Origin of the sequence: Vibrio sp. 1731, assembly GCF_033339955.1 — a bacterium.
GTDB lineage: Bacteria > Pseudomonadota > Gammaproteobacteria > Enterobacterales > Vibrionaceae > Vibrio > Vibrio alginolyticus.
The window spans coordinates 39,002-56,466 of the sequence record NZ_JAWOVO010000027.1; the positions used below are offsets into that span (position 1 = coordinate 39,002).

The 17,465-nt window shown below is 57.0% G+C and carries 17 protein-coding genes; 9 read left to right on the forward strand and 8 right to left on the reverse strand.

All coding sequences use genetic code 11. The features are described from left to right. The 8 genes from R7035_RS26210 to R7035_RS22170 all read right to left on the reverse strand — a co-directional run bounded on the left by R7035_RS26210 (position 1) and on the right by R7035_RS22170 (position 8,816). The gene (locus tag R7035_RS26210; RefSeq protein ID WP_000254804.1) at positions 1–216 is read right to left on the reverse strand and encodes a hypothetical protein; all 216 of its coding nucleotides are present in this window, start codon (positions 214–216) and stop codon (positions 1–3) included. Between the two features lie 87 nt (positions 217–303). Beyond that, the gene (locus R7035_RS26215; protein WP_001326395.1) at positions 304–453 is read right to left on the reverse strand and encodes a hypothetical protein; all 150 of its coding nucleotides are present in this window, start codon (positions 451–453) and stop codon (positions 304–306) included. Positions 454–623: 170 nt separating this feature from the next. Further along, positions 624–1,046 (reverse strand): hypothetical protein, encoded by a 423-nt coding sequence (locus R7035_RS22135; RefSeq protein WP_001165345.1) that lies wholly within the window; start codon positions 1,044–1,046, stop codon positions 624–626. Next, positions 1,036–5,289, reverse strand: a complete 4,254-nt coding sequence (locus R7035_RS22140; protein ID WP_001257735.1) for an RHS repeat-associated core domain-containing protein — start codon at positions 5,287–5,289, stop codon at positions 1,036–1,038. Before R7035_RS22140 ends, R7035_RS22135 begins: the two co-directional genes overlap by 11 nt. Positions 5,290–5,421: 132 nt before the next feature. Next, on the reverse strand, positions 5,422–6,147 hold the full coding sequence (locus R7035_RS22145) for a hypothetical protein (RefSeq protein ID WP_000988731.1): 726 nt from the start codon (positions 6,145–6,147) through the stop codon (positions 5,422–5,424). Between the two features lie 113 nt (positions 6,148–6,260). Then, complete coding sequence (locus R7035_RS22150) at positions 6,261–6,635, reverse strand: hypothetical protein (RefSeq protein ID WP_000868820.1); 375 nt, start codon at positions 6,633–6,635, stop codon at positions 6,261–6,263. Positions 6,636–7,277: 642 nt separating this feature from the next. Continuing rightward, positions 7,278–8,282 carry an IS110-like element IS4321 family transposase gene (locus R7035_RS22165; RefSeq protein ID WP_000427623.1) on the reverse strand — a complete coding sequence of 335 codons (1,005 nt, stop codon included), beginning with the start codon at positions 8,280–8,282 and terminating at the stop codon, positions 7,278–7,280. A gap of 99 nt (positions 8,283–8,381) precedes the next feature. Further along, on the reverse strand, positions 8,382–8,816 hold the full coding sequence (locus tag R7035_RS22170; protein ID WP_000414383.1) for a mercury resistance transcriptional regulator MerR: 435 nt from the start codon (positions 8,814–8,816) through the stop codon (positions 8,382–8,384). Between the two features lie 71 nt (positions 8,817–8,887). On the opposite strand from R7035_RS22170, the gene R7035_RS22175 reads away from it, so the two are divergent. The 9 genes from R7035_RS22175 (at position 8,888) to R7035_RS22220 (ending at position 17,349) form a co-directional block, all read left to right on the forward strand. Beyond that, positions 8,888–9,238, forward strand: coding sequence for a mercuric transport protein MerT (locus R7035_RS22175; RefSeq protein WP_001294666.1), 351 nt, complete (start codon positions 8,888–8,890; stop codon positions 9,236–9,238). Positions 9,239–9,253: 15 nt separating this feature from the next. Next, positions 9,254–9,529, forward strand: coding sequence for a mercury resistance system periplasmic binding protein MerP (gene merP, locus R7035_RS22180; RefSeq protein WP_000732290.1), 276 nt, complete (start codon positions 9,254–9,256; stop codon positions 9,527–9,529). Positions 9,530–9,600: 71 nt separating this feature from the next. Then, positions 9,601–11,286, forward strand: coding sequence for a mercury(II) reductase (gene merA, locus R7035_RS22185; protein WP_000149288.1), 1,686 nt, complete (start codon positions 9,601–9,603; stop codon positions 11,284–11,286). 14 nt (positions 11,287–11,300) lie between these two features. Beyond that, positions 11,301–11,939 carry an organomercurial lyase MerB gene (gene merB, locus R7035_RS22190; protein WP_000761850.1) on the forward strand — a complete coding sequence of 213 codons (639 nt, stop codon included), beginning with the start codon at positions 11,301–11,303 and terminating at the stop codon, positions 11,937–11,939. Between the two features lie 111 nt (positions 11,940–12,050). Beyond that, positions 12,051–12,416, forward strand: a complete 366-nt coding sequence (merD, locus tag R7035_RS22195; RefSeq protein ID WP_000995361.1) for a mercury resistance co-regulator MerD — start codon at positions 12,051–12,053, stop codon at positions 12,414–12,416. Next, positions 12,413–12,649 (forward strand): broad-spectrum mercury transporter MerE, encoded by a 237-nt coding sequence (gene merE, locus R7035_RS22200; RefSeq protein ID WP_001087810.1) that lies wholly within the window; start codon positions 12,413–12,415, stop codon positions 12,647–12,649. The genes merD and merE overlap by 4 nt, the downstream gene beginning before the upstream one ends. Beyond that, positions 12,646–13,635: a DUF3330 domain-containing protein gene (locus R7035_RS22205; RefSeq protein WP_001276635.1), complete on the forward strand. Its 990-nt coding sequence runs from the start codon at positions 12,646–12,648 to the stop codon at positions 13,633–13,635. Before merE ends, R7035_RS22205 begins: the two co-directional genes overlap by 4 nt. 183 nt (positions 13,636–13,818) lie before the next feature. Continuing rightward, positions 13,819–14,379, forward strand: coding sequence for a recombinase family protein (locus R7035_RS22215; RefSeq protein WP_034064682.1), 561 nt, complete (start codon positions 13,819–13,821; stop codon positions 14,377–14,379). 3 nt (positions 14,380–14,382) lie between these two features. Then, positions 14,383–17,349: a Tn3 family transposase gene (locus tag R7035_RS22220; protein WP_034064681.1), complete on the forward strand. Its 2,967-nt coding sequence runs from the start codon at positions 14,383–14,385 to the stop codon at positions 17,347–17,349. Positions 17,350–17,465 lie beyond the last annotated feature (116 nt).

A 17,465-nucleotide genomic window follows, 5' to 3' on the forward strand; every position in this document is an offset into this window, starting at 1 on the left:
TCAGGGTTTGCTTTGAGAAACAACTTCATTCCAAGTATGCAGCACCTTCGATAGGTGCTGATGCTTTCTGGTGAAGTCCTTATCATCCAAGAGTGCTTTAAATGGCGCGTTCAGGTCACTGCATGTGACGTTCTTGCCGATCACAGACAGGGTATCCTGGAGTGATCCACCAGCAGCATCAAGCCCCATTCTATCGACGGTCTCACTACTCACCATTGCCTGGACAACATTGGTGAATGCCTTTGAGTTGAGCTGCTCAACGCTCAGGGCTGTATTGCATTTCTGCTCAACCGCTTGCTTGTACTAGATGGTGTACTTTGCAGTGATAGGTGACATGGTGTTCATCGCAAGTATGTATGCGTCTACCTCACTGGTCGGTAATGTCGCGGCGTAGACTGACGAGCATGATGCGGCTGCGGCCATTATCAAAGTTATTACCTTCTTATTCTTCATTTCTCTGAAATCCCCCTTTAAAATATGGAGCTACAACTCATTTGTACCAATCATAATACTATTGATTTCCAAAAGTATCTCTCTCTACTGACTCTATGATGGCTCGCCTTCCAAACACTTGGCCGCTGGCGTCGGTTAGCTAGACTAACACCAGCGTATTCAATGAATAACTAGCCAAAAACCTTTATCAATTCTTTAATTGTTCTGGCAGACTCCATTTCCTCCATAATCTTTTCAATTCCGACGCCGGAATCCAAATTACTTCTGTACTTTTTAGCCAAATCACAAAGTTCAGATTTTAACTCCTTGCAATCCAGATTAGAGATAAGAACAGCATTGAAATTAGCCTTAAACAGTCGAGAACCATACATCACAATTTCTACAGGCCAGTACCAGAATGGACTTAGCGGCTTGTAGCTCGCAACCTCGTCTATTTTGTAGTGACGACCTTCCGAATCATAAATGTCCATCAGCTCAAAATAACCGTTCCTCAAAGACTGAATAGTACATTTCCCGAACTCGGATTCTGATGCCACTACGAAGAGCGACCTTTTCTTGCTGCTCACAAGCAGCGCTGGAAATTCAATTTGCACAACCGCATCCCTCATCATTTATTGAATCAGCTAAACCACCACTAACAGGAGAGGCTTGAGCTACTTTTGCCCATTCAGGCGTCCCGTGCCACCAACGACCAAATGCGCTATATGGGGTAGGTCCATTGCCGTGAATGTTTTGGTGAATATCTCTTGGAATGGACTTCAAGTTCCAAGGATGGTTTTTTATTGAGTCAGGAACATATTTGCCAAACTTGCCATTTCTCTGAATAGCCCAATGGTGAAGCTCATTACCTCGTGGAACCCCTTGAACTTTCCTTACTCTGGGTGAGACATTGCTCCATTTTTGGCTTAATTTGAACCACGATTTACCGGAGCTGGCATGTCTGAAAACTCCTGACGCCCAGCCGCCACCTATAGCCCCAATCGCTCCGGCGATTCCAACTTTTGACCAACTAACACATTTCCAACTCCCATTATTTTCGATTAGTTGGCTAAGTAGCTCCAACCCAGCTCCAATACCTGCACCAACAAACGCAAATTCACCCGTCGGGTCGGTATTGGACATAGGGTTTCCATGCACATACCCGTAGGTGTTTACTCCATCGATCAGGCCAAGAGGGTCGCTGGTAATGTACCGCCCGGTCGCTGGGTCGTAGTAACGCCGCCAGTTGTAGTGGAACCCGGTCTCCGCGTCGTAATACTGTCCTGGGAATCGCAGGTTGAAGGTTGGCCCCTGGATGATGATGCTGGCCTTACCGAACGGGCTGTAGCTCGCCTTCCAAACGACTTGGCCGCTGACGTCGGTCAGTGCCTTCGGGGTGCCCAGGTGATCGACGTGGACTTGGTAGGTCTGTCCTGACTGAACAAAGCCCAAGGGTGTCCCATCGAGCCAGATGTACTCCGCCAGCACGTCTCCAGTGGCCGCGTCCAGCTCCTCGATGAGGTTTCCTGCCAGGTCGTAAACCAGCAGCCGGGTATGCCCGTTTAGGGTCTTGGTTACACGCTGATCCAGATGGTTGTATGTGTAGCTTACAGTCACTCCCGCGACCGTTGCGGCCACCAGCCGGTTCTGGCTGTCATAGGTGAAGGTATCCGCCCCCTGCTTCGTCAGGTTGCCATTGGCGTCATAGCTTCTGGAGGTTTGCCCGGCCTTCACCAACCAGTTGTTCATGTAGTTGATGGTGTAGCTTTGGCTCAGGCCATCGGTCGTGATCGAGGTCCTGTTGCCGGTGGCGTCATAGCCATAGCCCAAAACGCCATAGATCCCCTCAGCAGAGGTGATGCGGCCAACCGCGTCATAACCGAGTGACTGATTGACTGATGAGCTGAGATTGTCGTCTATGGCTGAAATCAACGAGTCTGGCGTGTACCGATAGACCAGCGAATGCACCCTAGCAGCGTCGATGCCGGTGACACGGTAATCGAGATCCAGAGTGCGGCTTTCTGAAATGCCGTTCCCTCTGACCATACTGGTGACGGGGCCAAAGGGCGCTCGCTCAATCTGGCTTGCCAGGTTTGTTGTGGTGCCTGCTTGTGTCGTTGTCACCTCGATGACGTCACCGGCTGAGTCACGGGTGTAGGAGACCTCACGGCCACTGGGATACGTGATCTTCGTGACGAGGCCTGCACCATCGTATTGGTACTGGGTAGTCAGGCTCTGCCCGTGGGTTTCCCAGGTTTCGTAAGCCAGCCATCCTTCGGGGGTGTAGCCAAATCTCCGGACACCGTTGCCATCATCGACTGAGGTCAAGCGGCCTATGCCGTATGGTGAGGTTGCTTCGTCGTACCCGTACAGAATTGGCGATTCGCCAGCGACATCGCTGGAGGTTTCGATGATCCGGTTCAGCGCGTCATAGCTGTAGCTTGTGGTTTGCCCCTTGGCCGTTTTGCGCGTTGCCACGTTACCGGCTTCGTCATAGGTAATGTCGGTGGTGCCGGTGTCCGGGCTCCGGACCTGGGTCACTTCGCCAAAGCCGTTGTAGCTGTAGTAGGTCAGGCGCGAACGAGGGTCGGAGACACGGTAAACATCGCCGGTATCCTTGTAGAGCACCTGCGTGACCTTCCCGAGGGGATCGGTCGTTTGTGTCCGGTGATGGAAGCCGTCGTACTTGTAGGAGTGTGTGTTACCAGAGGGACTGGTCTCCTGTATCAGGTTTGCCACCACATCGTAGGAAAACGATGACTGATTGCTATAGGCGTCGGAGACACTGGAGAGCCAGCCGATTTCGTTGAAGATCCGGCGCTCTATCCAACGGGTCTGGCCCAGCGCATCGAGCAGTCGCTCTTCTACTGGGTTCCCGAGGTCATTGAGCTCAAGCTCGCGCCGGTTGCCCTGTGCATCTGTTTCCGCCACCAGCCGATGTGCAGCGTCGTACTCATAGCTGACGGTTGCACCATTTGGCTTGGTCAGCGAACTCAGGAGGCCCACAGCATCATAGTTGTAGACCGTGGTTCCTTCTGGCCCAGTGGAGCTGACAAGTCTTCCTCTGGCGTCATAGGTGAGGGTTTGGGTTACACCATTGACACCCTGAATGGTCCCGGCGCGACCGTTCGCGTCGTAGTCACCAAACTGCGTCACCTGCCCCAGCGCGTTCGTTGTCCGGATCAGGTTGCCCTGGTCATCGTAGTCAAATGTCGTAACATCGCTGACGTCGGTGCGCGGACCATCAACCGAGGCCAACAGGCTCGGCTTTCCTGTACCAACAGGGGCATAGGTGTAGGTCCATGTCCGGGAAGCGCCCGAGCTGCGATCAGTGACCTTGCGGCTTATCACCCGGAGATGAGTGTCGTAGGTGAGCTCAGTGATCCTGGTTGGTTCTGTGATTTTTGCCGGGAGCGACTTGGAAGGAAGCCAGTCGGTCGTAACCTTACCCCCGTCCTGGTCTATCTGGGTGGTTTCCAATCCCCGGTCGTTATGGGTGAACGTGCGCTTCTGCCCAGCGCGGTCAGTAATGCTGGAGACGAGGCCTTTGCTGTCGTAGACGTAGGTTTCCTTGCCGCCCACAAAGCCGGTACACGGCGCACCCTCAACCACATCAGGCTTGAGCATCCCATTGTGGCGACTGTAGGTGTATCGCTGAACGTGGCCGAGGGCATTGGTGACAGAGACGCTTCCGTCAGCGTTGTAGCTTACCTGAGTTTTCTCTGCGCCCCCGGCGTGTTCGCTTAGAACCGCTCTCCCCTGAGTATCATATCCCCATGTGGCGAAACGGTTGCCGTTCTCGTCCACCAGCCCAGAGAGCAAACCCGGTGCATTCGGGTCATCGTAGAGATAGCTGCGGCTCGTATTGTCCTGGTAGATCACTTCCGCCAGCTTGCCAGCGCTGTTGTACTGGTACTGAATACTGCCACCAGCAGGATCGGTGACACTGACCATGCGGCCATCTTGATACTGGAACTGGATGGTGCGGCCAAAGCCGTCAGTGATCGAGGATAGCTCTCCGTTCAGATAGCTCAGGGTGATGTGATTGCCGTTGGGCTTCTCGATGCCGGTCAGTCGTCCGGTTTCATCATAGGCCTCGACTACCCCGTCAGATTGAGTGTAGCGCCAGCCGGTAGCATCCTTCGTCAAGGTATCATCGGTTTTCCATGTTGGCACCCAGACAGAGGACGAGTTGTAGAACGCGAGTTGTTGCCCTTCTGGCCGGTGCAGGACAACCATGTTCTCACCGTACTTCGAGGCGTTGACCTCGACGCTCCGCGAGTAGGTATGCCGCCAGCCGCCGAGCTCTTCATCAGGAAGGTGGCTATTGTAGTATCTGGTGAATGTGAAAGGGTCGGAGCCTCCGCTTTGATAATCCAGTTCAGCCTGGAACTTGTTGCCGGTGCCAAGATGGATAGGGTTCCCTACACACATGGTCGTTGTTGGTAAGCCGAGATCCCTGTCCAGGAACGGTGTTTTATCCATCTCACCCGGCAGAACATAGGTTGAGCGCCAGTAGACCGTAGCTGGGTCGCCAGTGCAGGTAGTGGGGTCATAATCGCCAGTAGCACCTAGATACTTAAAACAGATCCTGGAGACATAACGGCCATCACCATAACTGGCAACCGGATAAAGCGCATCCCCAACTGGCGTTCCCTTCCCTTGCTCCTCACCAGAGCGATAATTCTTCATGAAGGAATGCGCGTCTATGATGGTGTTGAAGCGCATTTTGTCTACTTCGGTGCTCACGGCTACAACCCGCCATTGTGCAAAAGCAACGCATGGCAAAGTTGCGAGCACCACAACGGCCAATGACCGCAGGTTTCGCATCAGTAAAAGGGAAGGTCTCGATCTCATTTACAGCTCCAGTTTTTATGCTGGAGCTATTTTCAGGTGGGAGAGTCGTTATCAACGACTGCGTTATTGCCCTTTTAGGGTATGAATACGTGATTTGGAGAGGTTGTGTATTCAGAACAAATGAGAAGCAGGTTACTCATTTCGCTCAAACACTGTGACAAGAACACGTTTTTGGTTGTCGTCGTTGATCACCATCAGGTACTTGAACTTGGAATCTCTATGGCCCCAGACTTCCACGTTATCTACGCGGCCATACTTTCTGGCTTTATGGCGAGCCACTTTCTCGTCAAAGGGCTGAACCTGTAACTCTGGATGCTGGAGGCGGCCAACAAGTGAGGCCCACGGTTTTTTAGGGTCTCCAGAGGTTATCCGGGCCTGATACTGATCGATGGCATGTTGAGTAACCAGGACGGGGCCAATGGCAGGTGTAGATATTTCGTCATGGGTCTGGGTATAGGCTTGCTTGTCCACATCGAGGAGCTCAATGTTGCCCTCTCCCGGCTCATCCATAAACTCCATGCTCTGCGAGACTTCAATAGTAGCGCCCTTTAAACGCCCAGTGAGGCAAGCCGCAAACTTGAAAGCAAAAGCCTTGGTGGATTTGCCCAGCGCCAGCTTCTTGATTGCACCTTTGGATACCACCAGCTTGTAACCAGCACCAGCACCTGGCTCTCTGCAAAAAACCTGTTTGTCCAGCGCCAGATAGCGAATGGCTACGAGCTCAGCCAAAAGATCCGCTTCTTCGTGGTCAAAATCAATATGGACATCAAGGATGCCTTTCCGTTTTGTACCAACGCGCCAGAATACAAGGGCTGAATTATTTGAAGTTTTCTTCGAGACGGTAGTCAATGTCATCATGGTCTATTTCTCCATTGTCGGGATAATGGTCGGCATCGCCGCCAGCCCCCCTATTCGTTTGGGTTCATTTAGATGCTATCACGGGTTTTAAAAATGCAACCCCTAGTGTCACTCTATTTATGGTCCCATGTATTTTTATAAGCTCGGGCTAGGCGTTTCTCGATCACTTCTGACAAACTGCAACCATCGACTTCTGACAACCGCTTCAAAATCCTGTGGGCTTTATCGCTTATAGTTATGCTTTTACCAACACCATATCCCCTTCTGCGACGTTGCCTAATTGATGTCCCGAGTTTATTGATTTGCTCTGCTGTCAGGTATTTATTAATCCATTCAGTGAGTTCTGATGGTGATCGCCCTATGCTGTTCAGGCTGTCCACGGCTTCAAGTTTCTTATCGAATGGGACGTCACGCCAGAAAGCTGGGCGCGAAGCAGCTCTGAGGAGATAGATCGCCGTAGCCTGAGCATCTTCATTGGATACTTTCAAAAAATCACCTTTTCCGTTACATGTCACACTTACCTTATCGTGACATGTAACACCTCAAACTGCAAGTATAAAAAAAGGCCAGCTATTGCTGGCCTTTACGTTCATTGTCGCAGTTACTCTTTAGGCGTTGTGATGCTTTTTTTCCTTCTGTTTCTCATGGTAGAGATACAGACTGCCGCCAGTGACGACAGTGAAAAAAATGAGCAACCCCAACATGCCTAATGTGAAAGCGTCCATTTGACCCCCTTAGGAATTGCTGACCTTGGTTAAGATTATACCATAGATCCACAGGATAACCCCAATGACCAACACCAAACCGGCTTCTTTGACGGTTATAGTGTCCCCAGATACAGCCAATCCTACAAGGGGTCGTCTCAGAAAACGGAATCTATGGTCACTCCCGTTTTTGCAACACCGATTTTGACGACAAGTTGGCTTGCTTGAATCTATCCGGCGTCTGAATGGGATTTTATTCCCGCGCCTCGATGAGTTCCGCGCCTGATGAACCTCCAGAAAATATACGGCTTCAATGAGCCTTTCCGTTTTACAGGTTCCTCAACAGGCCGGTGGGCCGTTAGTATCATCAATATCAGTATTCGCAAAACCAGATCAGTAATTCTTTAAACCGGTGTATTTCTGCCGTTATGCTACATAAGTTTGCTGTCGTGCCGTTAGGGCCCAGGCTATTCTGGCCAGCTTGTTTGCCAGAGCACAAGTGACGACAAAGTTGCTTTTCCGGCACAGTAAATCCCTGACCCAATCGGCCAATTTGCCAGACTGGTGTTCCAGTTTTTGTATGAATACCCTGGCACACTGAACCAACAAAGTTCGGATCTTTTTATTACCTCGCTTACTAATTCCCAGCAATGTCGTCCTACCTCCCGTGCTGTACTGCCGAGGTACAAGCCCTGTTGCCGCCGCAAAGTCACGGCTGCTGGCGTACTGCTTCCCGTCGCCAATCTCAGTTGAAATAGTACTCGCTGTCAGTGTTCCGACGCAGGGAATGCTCAGCAAGCGCTGTCCAACCTCATCTTCGTCCAACTTTCGTTTCAACTGGGATTCCAGATCTTTAATCTGCTCAACAAGATAGTGATAATGCTGTTGTAATTTCAGCAATAACTGGCTGAGGTAAAGAGGCAAACTATTATCCTCAAGAATGGTACTCAGTCGGCTAATAACGGCAGCTCCTCGGGGAACGCTAATGCCAAATTCCAGCAGAAAAGCATGCATTTGATTGGTTGTTTTCACCTTATCCTGAACCAGGGATTCACGGACACGATGCAGAGCCCGCATTGCCTGCTGAGATTCCGTTCTGGGCTGCACAAAACGCATAGACGGACGCGATGCAGCTTCACAAATAGCTTCGGCGTCGACAAAGTCGTTTTTATTGCTTTTAACGAACGGGCGGACAAATTGTGGTGATATCAGCTTTGGGGAATGCCCCAACTCTTCCAACTTGCGTGCCATAAAGTGAGAACCGCCACAGGCTTCCATTGCGATGGTTGTAGCGGGGCATGTCGCCAAAAATTCGATCAACTTTGGCCGGGTAAATTTTTTACGGTAAACAGCCTTCCCGCGACGATCCTGGCAATGAATATGGAAAGAGTTTTTACCCAGATCGATACCAATGAGCGCAATGTTTTCCATGATAGTTCTCCGAATGAAAGCCTGTCCTCAGCATAGTACCGGGAAGGAGGGAGTGACCATCTCATTAAATAAAGCACGCTAAGGCGTAACTACCCTCGGCTACACCGCGTCGGCACCACGCGGCTCTTTCTCCCCTTGCAGCGAAGCAATCAGCGGGCAAGAAACGTTCCCTTGCCGCGCATGGCAGGCGAACACAAGTTCGGATAGCACGGTTTCCATGCGCGCCAGGTCGGTCATTTTTTCGCGCACGTCCTGAAGCTTGTGCTCGGCCAGGCTGCTGGCTTCCTCGCAGTGGGTGCCGTCATCCAGCCTCAGCAGCTCTGCGATCTCGTCGAGGCTGAATCCGAGCCGCTGGGCTGATTTCACGAAGCGCACCCGCGTCACATCCGCCTCGCCATAGCGGCGGATGCTGCCATAGGGCTTGTCCGGCTCCGGCAACAAGCCCTTGCGCTGATAGAACCGGATTGTTTCCACGTTGACCCCGGCCGCCTTGGCGAAAACGCCAATAGTCAGATTCTCCAAATTTTTTTCCATATCGCTTGACTCCGTACATTGGTACGGAAGTAAGCTTAAGCTATCCAATCCAGATTTGAAAGGACAAGCGTATGTCTGAACCTCAAAACGGGCGCGGGGCGCTCTTCACTGGCGGGCTAGCCGCCATCCTCGCCTCGGCTTGCTGCCTGGGGCCGCTGGTTCTGATCGCCCTGGGGTTCAGCGGCGCTTGGATCGGCAACTTGACGGTGTTGGAACCTTATCGCCCGATCTTCATCGGCGCGGCGTTGGTGGCGCTGTTTTTCGCCTGGCGGCGCATCTACCGACCGGCGCAAGCCTGCAAACCAGGGGATGTGTGTGCGATTCCCCAAGTGCGCGCTACTTACAAGCTCATTTTCTGGGTCGTGGCCGCGCTGGTTCTGGTCGCGCTCGGATTTCCCTACGTCATGCCATTTTTCTATTAATCACAGGAGTTCATCATGAAAAAACTGTTTGCCTCTCTCGCCATCGCTGCCGTTGTTGCCCCCGTGTGGGCCGCCACCCAGACCGTCACGCTGTCCGTACCGGGCATGACCTGCTCCGCTTGTCCGATCACCGTTAAGAAGGCGATTTCCAAGGTCGAAGGCGTCAGCAAAGTTAACGTGACCTTCGAGACACGCGAAGCGGTTGTCACCTTCGATGATGCCAAGACCAGCGTGCAGAAGCTGACCAAGGCCACCGAAGACGCGGGCTATCCGTCCAGCGTCAAGAAGTGAGGCACTGAAAACGGCAGCGCAGCACATCTGACGCCCTTGTCTGCTACCACAAACGAAAAAGGATCTGTCGCATGACCCATCTAAAAATCACCGGCATGACCTGCGACTCGTGCGCGGCGCACGTCAAGGAAGCGCTGGAAAAAGTACCCGGCGTCCAATCTGCCATAGTGTCCTATGCCAAGGGCGCGGCCCAGCTCGCCCTTGATCCAGGCACAGCGCCGGACGCACTGACCGCCGCCGTGGCTGGCCTGGGCTACAAAGCGATGCTCGCCGATGCCCCGCCGACCGACAACCGCACTGGGCTGTTCGACAAGGTGCGCGGCTGGATGGGTGCCGCCGACAAGGGCAGCGGCGGCGAGCGCCCGTTGCAAGTCGCCGTGATCGGCAGCGGTGGAGCCGCGATGGCGGCAGCACTGAAGGCCGTCGAGCAAGGCGCGCAGGTCACGCTGATTGAGCGCGGCACCATCGGCGGCACCTGCGTCAACGTCGGTTGTGTGCCGTCCAAGATCATGATCCGCGCCGCCCACATCGCCCATCTGCGCCGGGAAAGCCCATTCGACGGCGGCATGCCACCCACACCGCCGACGATCTTGCGCGAGCGGCTGCTGGCCCAGCAGCAGGCCCGTGTCGAAGAACTCCGTCATGCCAAGTACGAAGGCATCCTGGACGGCAATTCAGCCATCACCGTTCTGCACGGTGAAGCGCGTTTCAAGGACGACCAGAGCCTTATCGTTAGTTTGAACGAGGGTGGTGAGCGCGTCGTGATGTTCGACCGCTGCCTGGTCGCCACGGGTGCCAGTCCGGCCATGCCGCCGATTCCGGGCCTGAAAGAGTCACCCTACTGGACTTCGACCGAGGCCTTGGTCAGCGACACCATTCCCGAACGCCTAGCCGTGATCGGCTCGTCGGTGGTCGCGCTGGAACTGGCGCAAGCCTTCGCCCGGCTGGGCAGCCAGGTCACGATCCTAGCTCGCAACACGCTGTTCTTCCGCGACGACCCGTCCATCGGCGAGGCCGTCACAGCGGCCTTCCGTGCCGAAGGGATCAAGGTACTGGAACACACGCAAGCCAGCCAGGTCGCGCATGTGAACGGCGAATTCGTGCTGACCACGGGACACGGTGAAGTACGTGCCGACAAGCTGCTGGTCGCTACCGGACGGACACCGAACACGCGCAGCCTGGCACTCGACGCGGCGGGAGTCACCGTCAATGCGCAGGGTGCCATCGTCATCGACAAGGGCATGCGCACCAGCACGCCACACATTTACGCGGCCGGCGACTGCACGGACCAGCCACAATTCGTCTATGTGGCGGCAGCGGCCGGCACCCGTGCCGCGATCAACATGACCGGAGGGGATGCTGCCATCAATCTAACCGCGATGCCGGCCGTGGTGTTCACCGATCCGCAAGTAGCAACCGTGGGCTACAGCGAAGCGGAAGCGCATCACGACGGGATCGAAACCGACAGTCGCACGCTCACGCTCGACAACGTGCCGCGTGCGCTTGCCAACTTCGACACACGCGGCTTTATCAAGCTGGTCATCGAGGAAGGTAGCGGACGGCTCATCGGCGTGCAGGTCGTCGCCCCGGAAGCCGGCGAATTGATCCAGACGGCTGTTCTCGCCATTCGCAACCGCATGACGGTGCAGGAACTGGCCGACCAGTTGTTCCCCTACCTGACGATGGTCGAGGGGCTGAAGCTCGCGGCGCAGACCTTCACCAAGGATGTCAAACAATTGTCCTGCTGCGCAGGATGAAAGGAGATGGAACCATGAAGCTCGCCCCATATATTTTAGAACGTCTCACTTCGGTCAATCGTACCAATGGTACTGCGGATCTCTTGGTCCCGCTACTGCGGGAACTCGCCAAGGGGCGTCCGGTTTCACGAACGACACTTGCCGGGATTCTCGACTGGCCCGCTGAGCGAGTGGCCGCCGTACTCGAACAGGCCACCAGTACCGAATATGACAAAGATGGGAACATCATCGGCTACGGCCTCACCTTGCGCGAGACTTCGTATGTCTTTGAAATTGACGACCGCCGTCTGTATGCCTGGTGCGCGCTGGACACCTTGATATTTCCGGCGCTGATCGGCCGTACAGCTCGCGTCTCATCGCATTGCGCTGCAACCGGAGCACCCGTTTCACTCACGGTTTCACCCAGCGAGATACAGGCTGTCGAACCTGCCGGCATGGCGGTGTCCTTGGTATTGCCGCAGGAAGCAGCCGACGTTCGTCAGTCCTTCTGTTGCCATGTACATTTCTTTGCATCTGTCCCGACGGCGGAAGACTGGGCCTCCAAGCATCAAGGATTGGAAGGATTGGCGATCGTCAGTGTCCACGAGGCTTTCGGCTTGGGCCAGGAGTTTAATCGACATCTGTTGCAGACCATGTCATCTAGGACACCGTGATCGGATATCGACCCAATGTTCTACGGCACCGGCATCGGATTCGCAGCGCGCGGATTGAACTCGGCGAAACGGTATATGCATTGCCGTGAACCGACCAAAAGGAGGTGTTCGATGAACGCCTACACGGTGTCCCGGCTGGCCCTTGATGCCGGGGTGAGCGTGCATATCGTGCGCGACTACCTGCTGCGCGGATTGCTGCGGCCAGTCGCCTGCACCACGGGTGGCTACGGCCTGTTCGATGACGCCGCCTTGCAGCGACTGTGCTTCGTGCGGGCCGCCTTCGAGGCGGGCATCGGCCTCGGCGCATTGGCGCGGCTGTGCCGGGCGCTGGATGCGGCGAACTGCGATGAAACTGCCGCGCAGCTTGCTGTGCTGCGTCAGTTCGTCGAACGCCGGCGCGAAGCGTTGGCCAATCTGGAAGTGCAGTTGGCCGCCATGCCGACCGCGCCGGCACAGCATGCGGAGAGTTTGCCATGAACAGCCCCGAGCGCATGCCGGCCGAGACACACAAGCCGTTCACCGGCTACCTGTGGGGTGCGCTGGCGGTGCTCACCTGTCCCTGTCATTTGCCGATTCTCGCCATTGTGCTGGCCGGCACGACGGCCGGCGCGTTCATCGGCGAGCACTGGGGTATTGCAGCCCTCACGCTGACCGGCTTGTTTGTCCTGTCTGTGACGCGGCTGCTGCGGGCCTTCAGAGGTCGATCATGAGCGCTTCCCAGCCAATTGAATGGACAGTGGCGCAACTGGCGCAGGCGGTCGAGCGCGGGCAGCTTGAGCTGCACTACCAGCCGATTGTCGATTTGCGCAGTGAGCAGATTGTCGGCGCGGAAGCCCTGTTGCGCTGGCGTCATCCGACGCTCGGACTGTTGCCGCCGGGCCAGTTCCTGCCCGTGATCGAATCGTCCGGCCTGATGCCGGAAATCGGCGCATGGGTGCTGGGCGCAGCCTGCCGTCAAATGCGCGACTGGCGGGTGCTGGCATGGCAACCGTTCCGGCTGGCCGTCAATGTTTCGGCGAGCCAAGTGGGGCCAGATTTCGACAAGTGGGTAAAGGGCGTGCTGGCCGATGCCGGGTTGCCCGCCGCGTATCTTGAAATTGAGCTGACCGAATCGGTTGCGTTCGGTGATCCGGCGATCTTCCCCGCCCTGGAAGCTTTGCGACAGATCGGTGTGCGCTTCGCCGCCGACGACTTCGGCACCGGCTATTCCTGCCTGCAACACCTGAAATGCTGCCCCATCAGCACGCTCAAGATCGACCAATCGTTTGTCGCCGGACTCGCCAACGACCACCGCGACCAGACCATCGTGCGCACCGTGATTCAGCTTGCGCATGGGCTTGGCATGGAAGTAGTGGCCGAAGGCGTGGAAACATCGGCGAGTCTTGATTTGTTGCGACAAGCGGACTGCGACACAGGACAAGGCTTCCTGTTCGCCAAGCCGATGCCGGCGGCGGCATTCGCCGTCTTCGTCAGTCAATGGAGGGGTGCCACCATGAATGCAAATGATCCGACTGCCACCAGTTGCTGCGTGTGCTGCAAGGAAATCCCGCTCGATGCCGCCTTCACCCCGGAAGGCGCGGAATACGTCGAGCACTTCTGCGGGCTGGAGTGCTATCAGCGCTTCCAGGCGCGCGCCAAGACCGGGAGCGAAACCGATGCCGATCCGAACGCCTGCGACTCATCACTGTCAGACTGAGGCATACCCTAACTGGATGTCAGGCAAGGCCGCACCGCGCCGTCAGAATAGAGTCCGCTTTCACATTCTTTGACACATGCTTGCCAAGGTCATAGATTTCAGCCTGACAAATTCAAGGCTTCGGGCGCAATGGAACCAAAAACCAACGTAAGCCCTACCGCCCATCCAGCCTATGGAGGCATCTTGCAGGGACAACGCATCGGTTACGTCCGAGTCAGCAGTTATGACCAGAACCCGGAACGCCAACTTGAGCAGGTCGAGATCGGCAAGCTGTTCACCGACAAGGCCTCAGGCAAGGACACCCAGCGCCCGCAACTGGAGGCTATGCTCGGATTCGTCCGCGAAGGCGATACCGTGGTGGTGCACAGCATGGATCGCCTGGCGCGCAACCTCGACGATCTGCGCCGTCTGGTGCAAAAGCTGACCAAGCGCGGTGTACGCATCGAGTTCTTGAAGGAGGGGTTGGTGTTCACCGGCGAGGACTCTCCCATGGCCAACCTCATGTTGTCGGTCATGGGTGCCTTTGCCGAGTTCGAGCGCGCCCTGATCCGCGAGCGGCAGCGCGAGGGCATCGCCCTGGCCAAGCAGCGCGGTGCCTACCGGGGCCGCAAGAAAGCCCTCTCCGACGAGCAAGCCATCACGTTGCGGCAGCGGGCCGCTGCGGGCGAGCCGAAGGCTCAGCTCGCCCGCGAGTTCGGCATCAGCCGTGAAACCCTCTACCAGTACCTTCGCACGGACGACTGAACCATGCCGCGTCGCTCGATTCTCTCGGCCACTGAGCGAGACACCTTGCTTGCGCTGCCAGAAAGCCAGGATGACCTGATCCGCTACTACACCTTCAACGACTCCGACCTGTCGCTGATCCGCCAGCGGCGCGGCGACGCCAACCGCCTGGGCTTTGCGGTGCAGCTCTGCCTGCTGCGCTACCCCGGCTACGCACTGGGTACTGACAGTGAGCTGCCCGAGCCGGTCATCCAGTGGGTGGCCAAGCAAGTTCAGGCCGACCCGGCGAGCTGGGCGAAGTACGGCGAACGCGACGTGACTCGCCGCGAGCACGCCCAGGAACTGCGCACCTACCTACAACTGGCCCCGTTCGGCCTGTCCGACTTCCGCGCCCTGGTGCGCGAGCTGACCGAGTTGGCCCAGCAGACCGATAAGGGTTTGCTGCTGGCCGGCCAGGCGCTGGAGAGTCTGCGGCAGAAGCGGCGCATCCTGCCGGCGCTGAGCGTGATTGACCGGGCCTGCTCGGAAGCCATTGCGCGGGCCAATCGCCGGGTCTACCGCGCCCTCGTCGAACCACTCACGGACTCGCATCGGGCCAAGCTGGACGAGCTGTTGAAGCTCAAGGCCGGCAGCAGCATCACCTGGTTGACCTGGTTGCGGCAGGCCCCACTAAAACCGAACTCCCGGCACATGCTCGAACACATCGAGCGGCTGAAGACATTTCAGCTGGTGGATTTGCCCGAAGCTCTGGGCCGGCACATCCACCAGAACCGCCTGCTCAAGCTGGCCCGCGAGGGTGGGCAGATGACGCCCAAAGACCTCGGTAAGTTTGAGCCGCAGCGGCGCTACGCGACCCTGGCCGCCGTGGTGCTGGAGAGTACGGCGACCGTGATTGATGAGCTGGTCGATCTGCACGACCGCATCCTGGTCAAGCTGTTTAGCAGCGCCAAGAACAAGCATCAGCAGCAGTTCCAGAAGCAAGGCAAGGCGATCAACGACAAGGTGCGCCTGTACTCCAAGATCGGCCAGGCCCTGCTGGAGGCCAAGGAAAGCGGCAGCGATCCCTACGCCGCCATCGAGGCGGTGATTCCCTGGGACGAGTTCACCGAGAGCGTCAGCGAGGCCGAGCTGCTGGCCCGGCCGGAGGGCTTCGACCATCTGCACCTGGTTGGCGAGAACTTCGCCACCCTGCGCCGCTATACGCCGGCCTTGTTGGAGGTGCTGGAACTGCGCGCCGCCCCGGCTGCGCAAGGCGTGCTGGCGGCCGTGCAGGCCCTGCGCGAGATGAACGCCGACAACCTGCGCAAGGTGCCGGCCGATGCGCCCACCGCCTTCATCAAGCCGCGCTGGAAGCCGCTAGTGATAACCCCGGAAGGCCTCGACCGGCGCTTTTACGAAATCTGCGCCCTGTCCGAGCTGAAGAACGCGCTGCGATCCGGCGACATCTGGGTCAAGGGCTCGCGGCAGTTCCGCGACTTTGACGACTACCTGCTGCCGGCAGAGAGGTTCGCCGCGCTCAAGCATGCGCAGGCTCTGCCCCTGGCGATCAACCCGAACAGCAACCAGTACCTGGAAGAGCGCTTGCAGCTGCTGGACGAGCAGCTGGCCACCGTCACCCGCCTGGCCAAGGACAACGAGCTGCCCGATGCCATCCTCACCGAGTCGGGGCTGAAGATCACCCCACTGGATTCCGCGGTGCCCAATACCGCGCAGGCGCTGATCGACCAGACCAGCCAGTTGCTGCCGCGCATCAAGATCACCGAACTGCTGATGGACGTGGACGACTGGACGGGCTTCAGCCGCCACTTCACCCACCTGAAGGACGGTGCCGAGGCCAAAGACCGGACATTGCTGCTGTCAGCGATCCTGGGCGATGCGATCAACCTCGGGCTGACCAAGATGGCCGAGTCGAGCCCCGGCCTGACCTACGCCAAGCTATCCTGGCTGCAAGCCTGGCACATCCGAGACGAAACCTACTCGGCGGCCCTAGCCGAGCTGGTCAACCACCAGTACCGTCATACCTTCGCCGCTCACTGGGGCGACGGAACGACCTCTTCTTCCGATGGCCAGCGCTTCCGGGCGGGCGGTCGGGGTGAAAGCACCGGGCACGTCAACCCGAAGTACGGCAGCGAGCCGGGGCGGCTGTTCTACACCCATATTTCCGACCAGTACGCACCGTTCAGCACCCGCGTGGTGAATGTCGGCGTGCGCGATTCCACCTATGTGCTTGACGGCTTGCTGTACCACGAGTCCGACCTACGGATTGAGGAGCACTACACCGACACGGCTGGCTTCACCGATCACGTCTTCGCCCTGATGCACCTGCTGGGCTTCCGCTTCGCACCGCGCATCCGCGACCTCGGCGAAACCAAGCTGTATGTTCCGAATAGCGTCCAGGACTACCCGACATTGCGCCCAATGGTTGGCGGCACCCTGAACATCAAGCATGTCCGCGCCCACTGGGACGACATCCTGCGCCTGGCCAGCTCGATCAAGCAGGGCACCGTCACTGCCTCGCTGATGCTGCGCAAGCTCGGCAGCTACCCGCGCCAGAACGGTCTGGCCGTGGCCTTGCGCGAACTGGGCCGGATTGAGCGCACACTGTTCATCCTCGACTGGCTGCAAAGCGTAGAGCTACGTCGCCGCGTGCATGCCGGACTGAACAAGGGCGAGGCGCGCAACTCCCTGGCCAGGGCGGTGTTCTTCAACCGCCTCGGCGAAATCAGGGATCGGAGCTTCGAGCAGCAGCGCTACCGGGCCAGCGGTCTCAACCTGGTGACGGCCGCCATCGTGCTGTGGAACACGGTGTACTTGGAACGCGCCACCCAGGCGATGAGCGAAGCGGGGAAGTCGGTGGATAGCGAGCTGCTGCAATACCTGTCGCCGCTGGGGTGGGAGCACATCAACCTGACCGGCGATTATGTCTGGCGGCAGAGCCGCAGGCTGGAGGACGGGAAGTTTCGGCCGCTAAGGCTGCCCGGAAAACCTTAACGTACGATTTTTAATGAGATGGTCACTCCCTCCTTCCCAGTACTATGCTGAGGACAGGCTTTCATTCGGAGAACCATCATGGAAAACATTGCGCTTATTGGTATCGATCTGGGTAA

Bases quoted from the DNA above. Each gene is read 5' to 3' on its own strand.
- merB (WP_000761850.1), top strand. From the start codon at position 11,301: ATGAAGCTCGCCCCATATATTTTAGAACGTCTCACTTCGGTCAATCGT.
- R7035_RS22175 (WP_001294666.1), top strand. From the start codon at position 8,888: ATGTCTGAACCTCAAAACGGGCGCGGGGCGCTCTTCACTGGCGGGCTA.
- merA (WP_000149288.1), top strand. From the start codon at position 9,601: ATGACCCATCTAAAAATCACCGGCATGACCTGCGACTCGTGCGCGGCG.
- R7035_RS22165 (WP_000427623.1), bottom strand. From the start codon at position 8,282: ATGGAAAACATTGCGCTCATTGGTATCGATCTGGGTAAAAACTCTTTC.
- R7035_RS22140 (WP_001257735.1), bottom strand. From the start codon at position 5,289: ATGAGATCGAGACCTTCCCTTTTACTGATGCGAAACCTGCGGTCATTG.
- R7035_RS22205 (WP_001276635.1), top strand. From the start codon at position 12,646: ATGAGCGCTTCCCAGCCAATTGAATGGACAGTGGCGCAACTGGCGCAG.
- R7035_RS22145 (WP_000988731.1), bottom strand. From the start codon at position 6,147: ATGATGACATTGACTACCGTCTCGAAGAAAACTTCAAATAATTCAGCC.
- R7035_RS26210 (WP_000254804.1), bottom strand. From the start codon at position 216: ATGGTGAGTAGTGAGACCGTCGATAGAATGGGGCTTGATGCTGCTGGT.
- R7035_RS22170 (WP_000414383.1), bottom strand. From the start codon at position 8,816: ATGGAAAAAAATTTGGAGAATCTGACTATTGGCGTTTTCGCCAAGGCG.
- merD (WP_000995361.1), top strand. From the start codon at position 12,051: ATGAACGCCTACACGGTGTCCCGGCTGGCCCTTGATGCCGGGGTGAGC.
- R7035_RS26215 (WP_001326395.1), bottom strand. From the start codon at position 453: ATGAAGAATAAGAAGGTAATAACTTTGATAATGGCCGCAGCCGCATCA.
- merE (WP_001087810.1), top strand. From the start codon at position 12,413: ATGAACAGCCCCGAGCGCATGCCGGCCGAGACACACAAGCCGTTCACC.
- R7035_RS22220 (WP_034064681.1), top strand. From the start codon at position 14,383: ATGCCGCGTCGCTCGATTCTCTCGGCCACTGAGCGAGACACCTTGCTT.
- merP (WP_000732290.1), top strand. From the start codon at position 9,254: ATGAAAAAACTGTTTGCCTCTCTCGCCATCGCTGCCGTTGTTGCCCCC.